Source organism: Staphylococcus arlettae, from assembly GCF_002902345.1.
Taxonomy (GTDB): Bacteria; Bacillota; Bacilli; order Staphylococcales; family Staphylococcaceae; genus Staphylococcus; species Staphylococcus arlettae.
This window is the reverse complement of record NZ_PPQB01000012.1, coordinates 297142-311456: the sequence shown is the minus strand read 5'-3', so window position 1 is coordinate 311456 and position 14315 is coordinate 297142. Positions and strand designations below refer to the sequence as shown.

General features: G+C 32.3%; 16 protein-coding genes. 15 read left to right on the top strand and 1 reads right to left on the bottom strand.

What is annotated here, in order from left to right:
• Window positions 1–112 precede the first annotated feature (112 nt).
• Entirely contained in the window at window positions 113–538 is a 426-nt protein-coding gene (locus tag CD036_RS07445) for a pyridoxamine 5'-phosphate oxidase family protein (RefSeq protein WP_103388344.1), read from the bottom strand.
• A gap of 225 nt (window positions 539–763) precedes the next feature.
• On the opposite strand from CD036_RS07445, the gene CD036_RS07440 reads away from it, so the two are divergent.
• The 15 genes from CD036_RS07440 to CD036_RS07375 form a co-directional block, all read left to right on the top strand.
• On the top strand, window positions 764–2137 hold the full coding sequence (locus CD036_RS07440) for a cryptochrome/photolyase family protein (protein ID WP_103388343.1): 1374 nt from the start codon (window positions 764–766) through the stop codon (window positions 2135–2137).
• Between the two features lie 30 nt (window positions 2138–2167).
• The gene (locus tag CD036_RS07435) at window positions 2168–2599 is read left to right on the top strand and encodes an antibiotic biosynthesis monooxygenase family protein (RefSeq protein WP_103388342.1); all 432 of its coding nucleotides are present in this window, start codon (window positions 2168–2170) and stop codon (window positions 2597–2599) included.
• Window positions 2600–2811: 212 nt separating this feature from the next.
• Entirely contained in the window at window positions 2812–3240 is a 429-nt protein-coding gene (locus CD036_RS07430) for an Rrf2 family transcriptional regulator (protein ID WP_103388341.1), read from the top strand.
• A 239-nt stretch (window positions 3241–3479) separates the two neighbouring features.
• Window positions 3480–4118, top strand: a complete 639-nt coding sequence (locus CD036_RS07425) for an NAD(P)-dependent oxidoreductase (RefSeq protein WP_103388340.1) — start codon at window positions 3480–3482, stop codon at window positions 4116–4118.
• A 276-nt stretch (window positions 4119–4394) separates the two neighbouring features.
• Complete coding sequence (locus CD036_RS07420; protein WP_103388339.1) at window positions 4395–4829, top strand: GNAT family N-acetyltransferase; 435 nt, start codon at window positions 4395–4397, stop codon at window positions 4827–4829.
• Window positions 4798–4971 carry a hypothetical protein gene (locus tag CD036_RS13165; RefSeq protein WP_021459566.1) on the top strand — a complete coding sequence of 58 codons (174 nt, stop codon included), beginning with the start codon at window positions 4798–4800 and terminating at the stop codon, window positions 4969–4971. The genes CD036_RS07420 and CD036_RS13165 overlap by 32 nt, the downstream gene beginning before the upstream one ends.
• Window positions 4972–5320: 349 nt before the next feature.
• The gene (locus CD036_RS07415) at window positions 5321–7072 is read left to right on the top strand and encodes a sensor histidine kinase (RefSeq protein WP_103388338.1); all 1752 of its coding nucleotides are present in this window, start codon (window positions 5321–5323) and stop codon (window positions 7070–7072) included.
• Between the two features lie 2 nt (window positions 7073–7074).
• Entirely contained in the window at window positions 7075–7842 is a 768-nt protein-coding gene (locus tag CD036_RS07410) for a response regulator transcription factor LytR (protein ID WP_103388337.1), read from the top strand.
• A 120-nt stretch (window positions 7843–7962) separates the two neighbouring features.
• Window positions 7963–8406, top strand: coding sequence for an antiholin-like murein hydrolase modulator LrgA (gene lrgA / locus CD036_RS07405; RefSeq protein WP_103388336.1), 444 nt, complete (start codon window positions 7963–7965; stop codon window positions 8404–8406).
• Window positions 8403–9104 (top strand): antiholin-like protein LrgB, encoded by a 702-nt coding sequence (lrgB, locus tag CD036_RS07400; RefSeq protein WP_103388335.1) that lies wholly within the window; start codon window positions 8403–8405, stop codon window positions 9102–9104. Before lrgA ends, lrgB begins: the two co-directional genes overlap by 4 nt.
• Window positions 9105–9307: 203 nt before the next feature.
• Window positions 9308–10201 (top strand): LysR family transcriptional regulator, encoded by an 894-nt coding sequence (locus CD036_RS07395; RefSeq protein WP_103388334.1) that lies wholly within the window; start codon window positions 9308–9310, stop codon window positions 10199–10201.
• A gap of 256 nt (window positions 10202–10457) precedes the next feature.
• Window positions 10458–11849 (top strand): MFS transporter, encoded by a 1392-nt coding sequence (locus CD036_RS07390; protein WP_371861087.1) that lies wholly within the window; start codon window positions 10458–10460, stop codon window positions 11847–11849.
• A 28-nt stretch (window positions 11850–11877) separates the two neighbouring features.
• Window positions 11878–12852, top strand: coding sequence for an agmatinase (speB, locus tag CD036_RS07385; protein ID WP_103388332.1), 975 nt, complete (start codon window positions 11878–11880; stop codon window positions 12850–12852).
• A 204-nt stretch (window positions 12853–13056) separates the two neighbouring features.
• The gene (locus CD036_RS07380; RefSeq protein WP_103388331.1) at window positions 13057–13512 is read left to right on the top strand and encodes an ASCH domain-containing protein; all 456 of its coding nucleotides are present in this window, start codon (window positions 13057–13059) and stop codon (window positions 13510–13512) included.
• 113 nt (window positions 13513–13625) lie between these two features.
• A partial coding sequence (locus tag CD036_RS07375; protein WP_258027391.1) for a GIY-YIG nuclease family protein occupies window positions 13626–14315 on the top strand: 690 nt, incomplete at its 3' end.

Here is a 14315-nt window from a genome sequence, read left to right as displayed (position 1 = left end):
GTGACTAGGATTGAAAAAAGCTTGATATAATCGCATTTTCAATTCAGTCACCTACTGCCAAATTGAAAACGAGCCTGAGACATCTATTTATGTCCCAGGCTCGCCTTTTTAACTAATCAAACGTGATGGTTTGAGGTGTGTCTAATTTTTTATCGTTCATAATCTTTATGGATTTAGGAGTTATTTTAATCACACACAAGTTTGGATCATCCTTAGAGTCAAAAAAGGACTTATCTTGTTTGTTCCAAATCCAATCAATAGTCTCTTGATCTTTCAGTATTTCAGCATTAGCATCAATTTCTAGAAAACTACGATTATTCGTTTCATCGTAACCTATAAGTACGTGAGCTTTGGGATTATCTTTAAATTCAGCAATTTTTTTAGACTCAATGCTTGTCTTAGTATAAAGTGTGTGTCCATCATTATAAAATACCATGTATCTACTATTAGGTGTATTGTTATGTGCAGTAGATAGGACACCTATTTTTGATGTATTTAATATATTTTCAATTTCATTTTGTAATTGTTCGTTATTCATAATTTAATCACCTCTGATAATAATATACCCTGAAGTTGCCTATAATATGTACAGTGTTAACATTGGTTTTGTTTTTTTAGTGAATTATACACAAGTTATAATGGGTATATGATTGAAAAATATCATTCTAAGTTAAAGGACGATTATAATAGTGAGAGTCTTTAATATACAAATTCAGCTATTTCGATAAAGTTATTATGTAAAAATAATCTGGGAGGCAATAAAATGCATTTAGGAGTCATACTTAACAGAGTTTTTAGAACGAAAGATAATCCACTGTTTCATTATATAGTGAAGCACCAAAATGAAATAAATAAATTGTATTTTATTTTACCTTTAGAAGATTTAACTGACGCATCAGAAGTCAAACGTGATTATTATCATAAAGTTGTAAAAGGGTTTGTAAATGCGTTAGATAAGTATGACATACAACCTTATATTGTCACGTATGACAAGTTAGGTGACTTAGCTGATACATTGGCGTTATCTCATGTATTAGTAGCAAAAGATATTATGAGTTATCACAAGGAAATATATGACTATCCTCATGTAAAACAAGCTTTTGAAAACCATCGAGTTACAGTAATTGGACAACGTGTGAATCATTATTTTGAACCAACAAAGACTTTTAATAAACAACAACAGCCTTATAAAGTGTTTACCAGTTTTTATAAAGCAAATCGTCAAGATTTAGTACGTACCCCTAAGAAAAGTTATCAAGTTAAGCAGTTGGCTCAAATTGCGGAAAAGGGTTTAAATCAAAGTGATCTAAAATTCACAAACAGTAAAGATGCAGAAAAGTTAGCACGTAAAGCTTGGGATGATTTTTTAAATGGTGACATAGTTCGTTATGATAAATTGACTGACGATGTAACCCAAGATTTTGTAAGTGGATTAGGTAGATCTTTAGCCTATGGACTACTCGATATTCGTGAAATTATAAATGATTTACTTGAAGGTTACGATAGTGATGAAACAAATTATGAAGCTTTTATAAGAGAAGTTATATTCCGTGAATTTTATTATGTATTAATGACACAATATCCAGAAACTGCAACTAAATCCTTTTCTGAAAAGTGTCGAAGTATGGAATGGTCTTATAATAAAGCGCATTTTGAAGTATGGAGAAAAGGCCAAACTGGCTTTCCAATCGTTGATGCCGCAATGAAGAAACTAAATCGTACAGGATATATGCATAATCGTTTGAGAATGGTCGTATCTCAATTTTTAACGAAAAATTTATTTATTGATTGGACTTGGGGTGAGGACTACTTTAGACAGTATTTGATAGATTATGATAATGCATCTAATGTACATGGTTGGCAATGGTCAGCATCAACGGGGACGGACGCAGTGCCTTATTTCAGAATGTTTAATCCTATACGTCAAAGTGAGCGTTTCGATGCGCAAGGTTATTTTATTAAAACACAACTAGAAATATTTAATGATGTGATTAGTAAGTATATTCATGATCCAACTAAATATAAGAGTAAGTTACAAGAACTTTATCATATTGAAATTGGAAAAGATTATCCAGAGGCTATTGTGAATCATAAAGATAGTAGAGCTTATGTTATGGATAAATTTAAGCAATTGTGACATGTCAGTCATTAAAAAGGAGTGATTCATTTGTTGAACAATGAAATGCATCGTATTTATTTAGACGTAAATAATAATGAGGTAACTATTAATAGATTTAATGTCGCATATAAATATACTATATTAGAACAAATTAATGATTTGCCTCAATATGGTTATGCAGTTTTAAATCATCTATATGTTAATCCTGGTCTAGAAGAAGACTTTGAACGTATTTTCTTAAATAGAGATAAGCACTTAAGGAATACTAAAGGGTTTGAAAATCTATTGTTTTTAAAGCCACATCGTACACATGAACATTATGTTATTATTACGTTTTGGCATGACGAAGCAGCTTACAAGCATTGGCAAGCGTCTCAGGAATATAAAGCCTCTCATAAAAATAGAGGAACTAGACAAGGCGCTGATAAATCCATTGTAAATAGAAAGCTATCATTTAATATTAGTTTAGAATTAAAATAATACAAATTTTGAATCAAATGAATATCCTTACGAATATGTAGGTGAGTTAAAGTTATTTAAATACTAACTTGCCTATTTTTTTAAGCAATATAAAAGGTTTAGTAAAATCACTGATAGGGAGGAGCATATCATATGTAACTTAAAATACTCAATACAATTCTATTGACTGTAACTAAAGTTGTAACTATAATGGTTACATGAGGAGGTTAATAATGAAAATAAGCAGCCGTTTTACTGTAGCTGTTCATATATTAGCTTTATTAAAGATAGAAAAAGAATATACTTTAACATCAAGTCAAATCGCAGAAAGTGTTAATACGAATCCTGTAGTTATTCGAAGATTGATGGGGAAACTTAAAGATGCTGGTTTTATTGAAGTGTCACGTGGTAATTCAGGCGTTAGGTTATTGAAATCACTAGATGAGATTACATTGTTTGATGTTTATAAAGCTGTGGAAGTTGTTGAACAAGGACATCTATTCCAAATACATGAAGATACTAATATCAATTGTACGGTTGGTGCAAATATTCAAATTGTGTTGGAAGTTATTTTAGAAAATGCTCAGGATGCAATGGAAGCTGTATTAAAAAGTGTAACACTAGACAATATTGTTAATAAAATTCTAGTGAATAACGGATAATTTTATCCGTATAACCAACATGTAACTGTAACCATTACAATTACAACTAAATGTATTCGATAAATTTTATGAAAAATGCCGTAACCACCTTAGTTCAAGACAATATTACTGAAGGTTTGCAATGTGGTCTTGATGCCACTTCTTGTTAGAGTGTGAGCTAAACAGTGAGAATCATTATTTAAATCAAATTTGGATTTGTTTTAAATATTTTATAATTACAAAATTAGGAGGAATTTATTATGAAAATTGGAATTATTGGAGCAACTGGTAAAGTAGGTAGTCTTGTATTAGAAGAAGCGATTGGCAGAGGTCATGATGTAACGGCAATTGTTAGAAATGCTGCAAAAGTATCAAATAAAAATGTAAACGTCATAGAAAAAGAAATATATGATATTACTTCAGAAGACTTAAAAGATTTAGATGTAGTAGTAAATGCTTTTGGTGCACCACTTGGTGAAGAAGAAGCACATGTAACAGCAGGTCGTGCATTAATTGAAGCATTACAAGGCACAAATACAAGAGCAATTATCGTAGGTGGCGCTGGTAGCTTATATGTAGATGAAGCACAAACAACTAAATTGATTGAGACACCAGAATTTCCTGAAATATTTGTACCAACAGCAACAGGCCAAGGCAGAAATTTACAAGATTTAGAAGCGGCACAAGATATAACTTGGACATTCGTGAGCCCATCTGCTGACTTTAATGCAGAAGGTGCCAGAACAGGTAGTTATCAAGCAGGTAAAGATAATCTATTAGTTAACTCAAAGGGTAATAGTTATATTAGTTATGCTGACTTTGCAATTGCAATTATAGACGAAGTTGAAAATGCACAACATAAAAACGAACGTTTTACAGTAGTTGGAGAAGAACAATAACAATAAGTAAAAACATTAACTTTAATGTTCAGAGAAAGAAAATCATGATCTTCGTATAACAATATTAAAGTAGTAGAATATCCCATTACCTGAGCTGATACTTATAATGAGTATCAGCTCATTTTTAAATTAACAGCGTCATATTAAGGGATTAAAAACCATGATATACAAAATAAATCATAGTAATTCGGAATTATTATAAAGTTAGCATTTAATAAATGGATTAAGTCTGCTATCATAGATGAAATTTAATTATATTGTGTTAGGGGTGATGTTATGATTAAAAAATTAGAAAATATGGATTCTGAGTTAATAGAAAAGATTTCATATATATGGTTGAACTCCAATTTAGATGCGCATGACTTTATAAAACGTGACTATTGGGTTGATAACTTTACTAAAGTAAAAACAATGTTCCCAGATTCAACAATTTATGTGTACTATGCTGATAACCAAATTGTCGGATTTGCTGGCTTATATGAACAATACATTGCAGGTATTTTTATTATAGAAAATTACCGCAATAAAGGTATAGGAAGGTTAATTCTGGAAAGATTAAAAAAAGATTATAATGCACTTAACCTACATGTATATGAGAAAAATCAAGGAGCTATGCGTTTTTATACCAAACACCATTTTGAAATAAGATCTAAGGAATTTGAAGCAGAAACTCAAGAATATGAGTATTTTATGGAATGGCATAGTCATTGAATATAAAAATAACGGAACATTAGATGCAATTTATAAAGATTTAACTTCAGTGATTACAGAATCTACAAAACGTAAAACATTCGTACCAGTGAGTGGCCTAGTATTAAATGTATTGCATAATTCAATGGACGATGAAAAATAATATTGTATTGCAAAATAAAGACTATTTTATATGGTCTTTATTTTTTTAATGATTTATGTGAAAAAATAACAAATATGGTAGAAGGACTATACAATGATGTTGTGAGTTAACTTTTAATAATGACAATTATATATATCCATAGTTGAAACCCTAATTTAGTAAAGTTGTGATACTGGCATCATCATATATTTCTTTTCGGATAAGTCAATGTTCGATACAATTATATGTGGTAATTCTTGATATTATGATAAATATGATTTGTGCTTTTATATGTCTAAGAATGAATTTACACAATATATTTTAGTTATTGATATATAGCTCTAGCTAATAAAAATTATAAGGATACGTTATGTTAAATTTATTTATACTTCTACTTGAACGTGTAGGTTTAATCATTTTGATTGCCTATATTTTAATGAACATCAATCATTTTAAAACAATGATGAACGAGCGTGAAAAGCGACGTTCACAATGGCAATTAATTATTATTTTTGGTTGCTTTTCCATGATTTCAAACTTCACAGGTATACAAATACGTGGTGATGAAATTATTAATGGCACAATTTATAACCATCTTGATCCCGAGGCCTCTTTAGCCAATACACGTGTCTTGACTATAGGTGTATCTGGGCTTATCGGTGGACCGTTTGTAGCTTTAGCAGTTGCTTTAATTTCAGGTATATATCGTGTTTACATTGGTGGTGCAGATGCATATATCTATTTGATTTCTTCTATTGTCATAGCAATCGTTTCTGGTTACTTTGGTTATAAGGCCATGCGAGCTAAACGTTATCCTACCATTGTCAAAGGTGCTTTAATTGGAGGCACTACAGAAATTATTCAAATGCTGTGTATTCTCACTTTTTCCAATAACACTGATCATGCTTGGATATTAGTTAAACTCATAGCAATTCCAATGATCTCTATAAATTCTATCGGTACTGCCATATTCTTATCTATTATTTTATCTACCATTAAACAAGAAGAAAAAACTCGAGCGATACAAACACACGATGTCTTACAACTTGCTAATCAAACATTACCTTATTTCCGTTCTGGTTTGAATGAGCAATCAGCGAAAAAAGCTGCTGAGATTATCCTTGATTTAATGCGTGTATCTGCAGTTGCTATTACTAATCGTAAAGATATTTTGACCCATGTTGGTGTAGCAAGTGACCATCATGTTGCACAAAAAGCCATTATTACTAATTTATCTAAACGTGCTATTCAATCTGGTACTTTAAAAGAAGCATATTCGAGTGAAGACATAGGTTGTAATCACCCAGGGTGTCCTTTAGAAGCAGCTATTGTTGTACCTTTACGAGTGAAAAATGATGTTGTGGGTACATTGAAATTATATTTTACTAACAAATATGATGTGAACGTTTCTGATAAACAGTTAGCAACAGGACTTGCAGAAATCTTTTCAAGCCAACTTGAATTAGGTCAAGCAGAAGCGCAAAGCGCACTAATACGTGATGCTGAAATTAAATCATTACAAGCACAAGTGAATCCGCATTTTTTCTTTAACGCAATTAATACTATTTCAGCGTTAGTACGCATTGATAGTGAAAAAGCACGTGAGTTACTCTTACAACTTAGTCAATTTTTCCGATCAAATTTACAAGGCGCGCGCAACAACACCATTTCTTTAGAAAATGAATTGCAACAAGTTGAATCTTATTTATCTTTAGAGCAAGCACGATACCCAGACCGATTTAATGTATCTTTTGATATTGATGAAAGTTGTTATGGTGCACTGGTTCCACCCTTTGCGATACAAATACTTGTTGAAAATGCTATCAAACATGCTTTTAAAAACAGAAAAAATAATAATGAAATTATTGTCAAAGCACACAAATTTCAAACTGGCCTTGTGATTTCTGTAACTGACAATGGCTACGGTATTCCTACTGAAAAACTTAATAAAATTGGCAAAACCAGTGTTTATTCAGAATCTGGTACTGGAAGTGCGCTAGAAAACTTAAATCACAGGTTAGAAGGGCTGTTTGGTCATGATGCAAGTCTTCACATTCTATCTAATCAACACGGTACAACTGTGAGTTCCACAATCCCGTACCATAATATAGAGGAGGAATAATTTTGAAATCCATTATTGTAGATGATGAACCCTTAGCACGGAATGAACTATCTTATTTGCTAAATCAAATTCGTCATTTTGAAAAAATTGATGAAGCTGAAAATGTTTCTGAGACGTTAGAATTATTACTTTACGATGATTATGATGTTATTTTTCTTGATATTAATTTAATGGATGAAAGTGGCCTTGACCTTGCGAACAAAATAAAGAAAATGAAACATGCTCCATTTATCGTCTTTGCTACAGCACATGATACATTTGCTGTTAAGGCTTTTGAATTAGATGCCATTGATTATATTCTTAAGCCATTTGAACAACAACGTATTGCCCAAGCAATTCACAAAGTCGAACTTGCCATTGGACAAACGAGTGAACAACAGAATAATCTTGATTTAACACCTTCAACAAGTAATGAAAATAGTCAAGAAGATGCAAAGCCCAGTAAAGTATTACCTATAGAGGTAGATGAACGCATTCATATTATTAATTTAAATGATATTATCGCAATTTCAGTTAATAACGGTATTACAACCATAAATACAACACTTGGAGATTTTGAAACGTCAGAACCTTTGAGCCATTACGAAAAGAAAATTGTAACGCAAAAATTCATGCGCATTCATCGCTCGACACTAATTAATAAAGCGCATATACAAACGATTGAGCATTGGTTCAATTACACATATCAACTTACAATGACAAACCAATTAAAATTCCAAGTTAGCCGTTCGTATATGAAGGCCTTTAAACAGATGATGGGCTTATCTTGATAGTCACATTTCAATTAATGCATTTCAGCTCCTACGTGTCGTAAGTCACATTAAAACCACACTATAGTAATCGCTTTCATTTTATAATTGACTCAAGATCAATTTGGGAGGCAATTTAAAATGGAAGTAGAAAATAAACAACAGAACACAGAAAATAAAAGTTCTAAAACATATAACTTTTTCCATCAAGCACTTGTTATAGCTATTATTATGTTTATTTCAAATATTATCGAAAGTTTTATGCCGGTACCAATGCCGGCTTCAGTGATTGGACTCGTCCTATTATTTATTGCTTTATGTACTGGTATTGTTAAACTTGGTGAGGTTGAAAAGGTAGGTACAACCTTAACGAATAATATTGGTTTCTTATTCGTACCCGCAGGTGTCTCAGTCATTAATTCATTAGGAGTTTTAAGCACTAGCCCAATCCTAATTATATTGTTAATCATCATTTCAACATTACTCTTGTTGTTATGTACAGGATTTTTATCTCAGATGATTATTACAAAATCCTTTATTCCGAAAAAATCAAAACATAAAAAATTGGTGGAGGATAAATTATGATTGAACATTTAGCGATCAACACACCTTATTTTGGTATGCTTCTATCTCTAATACCATTTATCATTGCAACTTATTTATTTAAAAAAACAAAAGGCTTTTTCTTATTCACACCATTATTTTTCACTATGGTGGTCGGCATCGTATTTTTAAAATTAACAGGTATTGACTATGCAAATTATAAAATTGGTGGAGATATCATCAATTTCTTCTTAGAACCAGCAACAATATGTTTTGCTATACCTTTATATAAACGTCGTGAGGTCTTAAAAAAATATTGGAAACAAATCATAGGTGGTATCACTTTCGGTACAACTGCTGCACTTGTTTGTATTTCTCTTATCGCAGAAGCATTCCAATTTTCTAATGGTGTTGTAGCGTCTATGTTACCTCAAGGTGCAACAACTGCCATTGCATTACCCGTATCAGCAGATATCGGTGGTATCAAAGAATTAACATCACTAGCAGTTATTTTAAATGGTGTTATTATATATGCTTTAGGCTCTAAATTAATTAAACTATTTAATATAACCAACCCGATTGCACGTGGTTTGGCACTTGGCACGAGTGGTCATTCATTAGGTGTTTCATCTGCACAGGAATTTGGTGAAACTGAAGCATCCATGGCATCTATTTCACTAGTCATTGTAGGTGTTATTGTTGTAGTTGTTGCTCCTATATTAGCTAGCATTTTATTATAAAAAGAAAAAACACTTCGTCGAATTCATATAACATGAATTTAATGAAGTGTTTTATTTTATGCAAATACTGAGCACATACCGCCTAAGATGAAAAAGATTAAAGATCCGTTGCTACTGCTGTTGGTACTTTTTCTTAAATTCTTCTTCAATAAAATATTCTAGTGTAAAATGAATATGAGTGGCTTAAATAAGGGGGATTTATGATGCAAGAAGAAGATTATAAAATTTTAGCGATGCTCAATCAGGAACAAAGTTTTACTAAGGCTGCGAAACGTTTGTTTATGTCTCAACCGTTATTATCATATAGGTTGAAGAAAATTGAGAAAGATTTTGGGATTAAAATTATAGAAAAAGTAGGGAATCAATTTAAATTCACGCCAGAGGGTGAATATCTCGTTCAATTTTCAAACAAAGTGCTATTTGAAATTCAAAACTTAAAGTCGCATATTAACGAACTGCGAGAAGGACTCAAAGGGAACATGAAATTAGGAGCGAATACTAATTTTGCTATATATACGATGCCAGAATTAATGAAACAGTACTATGAAGCATATTCAGATATTTATATTGCTATGACGAGTGGTTGGAGTGTAGAAATTTTAGAGCAGTTGGAAAACAATGATTTGGATGTTGGTATTTTAACAGGAGACTACGATTGGTACGGCAAAAAAATGTTGTTGAAACAAGATCCGTTAACCATAATTAGTAATAAACCAATCAATTTGAAGCAATTGCCAAAAGAATACCGCATTGTTTATAAATCACATCAAAATTTTAATACCTATATTGAATTAGAAAATTCTATTACGAAATTAAGCAACGACTGGTGGAATGAACGTTACGATACGTACCCAAGAAATATCTGCCAAACTGATAAAATTGAAATCTGTAAAAAATTTGTTGAAAAAGGGATGGGCTATGCCATTGTTCCTAAGTCTTGCATTGTAGAAGATGACCAATTTTATATGAAAGATTTAAAATTTAAAAATGGTGAGGATATTATGAGGAACACATGGTTATTCTATAGAGAAGAAACGCTGAATACGGATATCAAGCATTTTATCGCATTTTGTAAAACTTATTTTGACGTAGAATAAGTCCAAGCATTAAGTAACCTTGAGCTACTTAATGCTTTTTTCTGTTGTAAGTTAAGTACTTTTATAAGCATATAAATAAATTTTATAACTGCTGACATATTATCGCAAAATAATGTAACTAAACCTTGATGTTATCCTGTTTTGTTAGTGAATTATAAAAGTTATAAATATCAGACTATTCAGAAATCTATTTGCCGAATGATAATCATGGTGCTAAACTTCAATTAATTTGAAGGAACCTTCAAATCAAAGGGGGATTGCCATGAAAGCTAAAAGACAAATAGATTTGTATATTTTAGGCATGGTTTTAGCAATATTAACGTTTTGGCTATTTGCACAATCAATGATTAATATCATACCGACAATGCAAAAAGATCTTAAAGTGTCATCAGGTATCTTAAATATTTCCACAAGTTTAACTTCGCTGTTTTGTGGCTTATTTATTGTCGTTGGTGGCGGTATTGCTGATAGGCTTGGGAGAAAGAAAATGACCTATGTTGGCTTAGTTATAAGTATTGTTGGCTCATTACTTATCATTGTAGCAACAGAACCTGTGTTACTCATTGTTGCCAGAGTACTTCAAGGGTTATCAGCGGCGCTTGTTATGCCCGCTACATTAGCGTTAATAAAAACTACCTTTCAAGAAAGTGAACGTCAACGGGCTTTGAGTTATTGGTCCTTTGGTTCTTGGGGTGGTGGTGGTATAACGACATTTGTTGGTGGTTTAATCGCTACTTACTTTGACTGGCGAATGATATTTGTACTGTCGATTGTGATTGCAGTTATTGCAATGTTTTTACTGAAAAATATTGAAGAAACAAAAGTAGCTAAAGTGAATAAAGAGAAATTTGATATCATTGGTTTTTCAATTTTCGTTGTAACACTATTAGTGATTAATATTATTGTTACCCAAGGGCAAGACTTAGGATGGTTAAGCTTCCCTATAGTTGCTTTGTTTATAGCGTCTATCGTATTAACGTTTGCATTTATCTTTTTTGAAAGAACGAGAAAACATCAGTTTATAGATTTTGAATTATTTCAGTCCAAACCATTTACCGGTGCGGTACTAACGAATTTTTTACAAAATGGTATCGCAGGTACAATCGTTGTAGCGAATACTTATATTCAAGTTGGGAGAGGCTTTACAGCATTTGAAACAGGGTTATTAACATTAGGTAATATTGTAGCCTTGTTATTAATGATTCGTGTAGGTGAGCGCTTGTTACAAAAGATTGGACCATACAAACCAATGTTTATTTCAATTATTATTGCCAGCGTTGGTATGAGTTTTGGGGCTTTTACATTTTTACCTAATTTACCATACATCATTGTAGTGTTTATCGGATTTTTAATTGCTGGTATTGGTATTGGTTTATACGCAACGCCTTCACTCGATACACTATTAGTTCATGTGAATGACGATAAAGTAGGTATCGGTTCAGGTATTTATAAGATGGCAAGTTCTTTAGGTTATTCCTTTGGTATTGCGATTTCTACTGCGGTATATAGTTCATTTGTGGAATTGTTTCACAATGAACATTTAGCAGGCGCCTTAGGTATGTTAACCCCATTAGCTTTTGGCATCATTTCAATCGCTATTTTAATTGCAACCATGTATGAAAAGTCTTTGAAGCCTAATTGTATCTAAACTTTTAAATAAATGGAGGTATTTTATTATGATGAATCCAGAAGAAAAACAAACATTAAATTTACCATTTACCGGAATTTGTACGTTTGGTAAATACCCCGTATGTGACGATATTGATAAATTGAAGGAACTCAATGCAGATGTAGCAGTGATTGGTGTACCAAATGATATGGGAACACAATGGAAATCAGGTGCACGCATGGGTCCTAGAGGTGTCAGAGAAGGTTCTACATTATATAGCTTTGGCTTGGATGGTGCGTATGATATTGAAAATGACATCACTTATTTAGGGCCTAAGTGGAAAGTCTTTGATGTAGGCGACGTCGATATCGTCCATGGGGACCTTATGCAAAGTCATGATAATACTGAAGCAACATTACGACGCATTGTGAATAAAGGTGTGATGCCAGTCATTATCGGTGGAGACCATTCCATTACAGCAGCTACTGGTAAAGGTCTTGAAGAGTTAGGACCATTCCATGTATTACAAATTGATGCCCATTTAGATTGGGCGGATCATCGTTCAGGACAACGATATGGTCATGGTAGTTGTATTAGACGATTATCTGAAATGGATCACGTGAAAAATATCTATCAATACGGTATCCGTGGCATCAGCAGTAGTTTAAAAGAAGATGTTGATGCTGCACGTGATTATGGTGCAACTATATTGTCACCCAAACAAATGCGTGAACAAGGCGCAGAAGGGTTAGCTGCACGTATCCCAGAAGGTGAAAAACTCTATATCACGATTGATATCGATGGCATAGATCCTTCGATTGCTCCAGGGACAGGAACACCATCTCCAGGTGGCTTACTGTATGATGAAGTAAATGAATTATTAAAAGCCGTAGCAAAACATAATGAAGTCGTGGGCTTTGATTTAGTTGAAGTGGCGCCGATGTATGATCCAACGGGCATGACAGGTCAGACTGCCGCACGTCTTATGTTAGACTTACTAAGCTATGTACTAAAAGAAAGAGAACGCAAAGAAGGAAGATAATGGATACAAAATGATAAAAATAAAAGTACGGTTATAGACATCAGTTTATAACCGTATTTTTTACTTCTCATATACATTTGAAAGTAGAGAGAATATTAAGTATGCTTTAGAAAAGATATATCAATATGTATACGTGAAAGTTAAAGGAATTTGATTTTTTGAAATATCATTTTTGTCTAGGTTTCAAATAGAAAGGGGATAATAATGGAAAGTGTAAAAACGTATTGGGAACAATTTCAAAAGAAGCATAAGTTATCGCAAAGTCAGCCTGAAGCATGGATGTTTGGAGATGGCTCAGAAGCAATGGGCAATGACTTAGGAGAATTGGTTGTTCAAGGTGTGAAAAGAGCAACTTGTTCAGCAAAATGTTTACATGATATAGATGGAGAAGATTTACCAGCAGTAGGACAGTATGGGATTATTTTAAATGGTAAAAGTGAACCATTATGTATTATACAATTCACAAAAGTTAGTATCACACCGATGAATGAAGTTACGGAAGCATTTGCTGCTTTAGAAGGTGAAGGTGATTTGAGCTATGAGTACTGGTATAATGAGCATGAAAGATTTTTCCGTAAAGAACTAAGTTCATATAATATAGAATTTTCAATTGATATGGATTTAGTATGCCAAGAATTTAAAGTTGTTGATGTGAAGTAAGAAACTAAAAAGTATAACAGCATTCACTTGAGTTGAATTGTCCATACTTGAAGCAAGGCAAATACGAGCTTTGCTTTTTTTATGTGTTAAAAGAAATAGAATAGGTGATATGAATGATAAAATTAACAGATTTTATAAAAGTTTCAGATGATAACAGAACAAAGATTAAATTTAATATGAATGCGTCAGATATTAATAAACGCGCATGGGACTTTTTATTGGAAGATAATGAAGAATGGATAAAAATGAATGCATGGAAGACAAAGCAACCGAACAATAATCTTAATCATGCAGACTATTTAATTGCATTCGAACAATATTATCCTTATGGACCACAGTATTTTATATTTGGTGGCATTTATAAAATAGAGACAAAGCAACCTGAAGTATTCAATAAAGTAGGGTATAACTTAACATTGTTAGATGATTATAGTGCGTACATTAAACGCCTCATTATAAAAATTGAAAAACCTATTGGTAGAGATGTTTATAATAGAAAATATAATAGTATACAGGATCAATTGAATCCTGAAGTTTATGAAATAGCACCAAATGTAAAGTTAGGTCACTTTAACGGGTACCAAAATGTATGTTTAAAACATAAAGATTTACAACAAATCATTCAACATAATGAACCAAGTTGGAAAGAAGCTTTAAGTTATGTGAAAGGAGTCTATGTTATTACTGACTTAAGTAATGGTCAGCTATATATTGGTTCTGCTTCTGGTAATACAGATGGTATATGGCAAAGGTGGTCTAATTATGCCAATTTAGTAAACCTTACAGGTGGCAATAAAGAATTT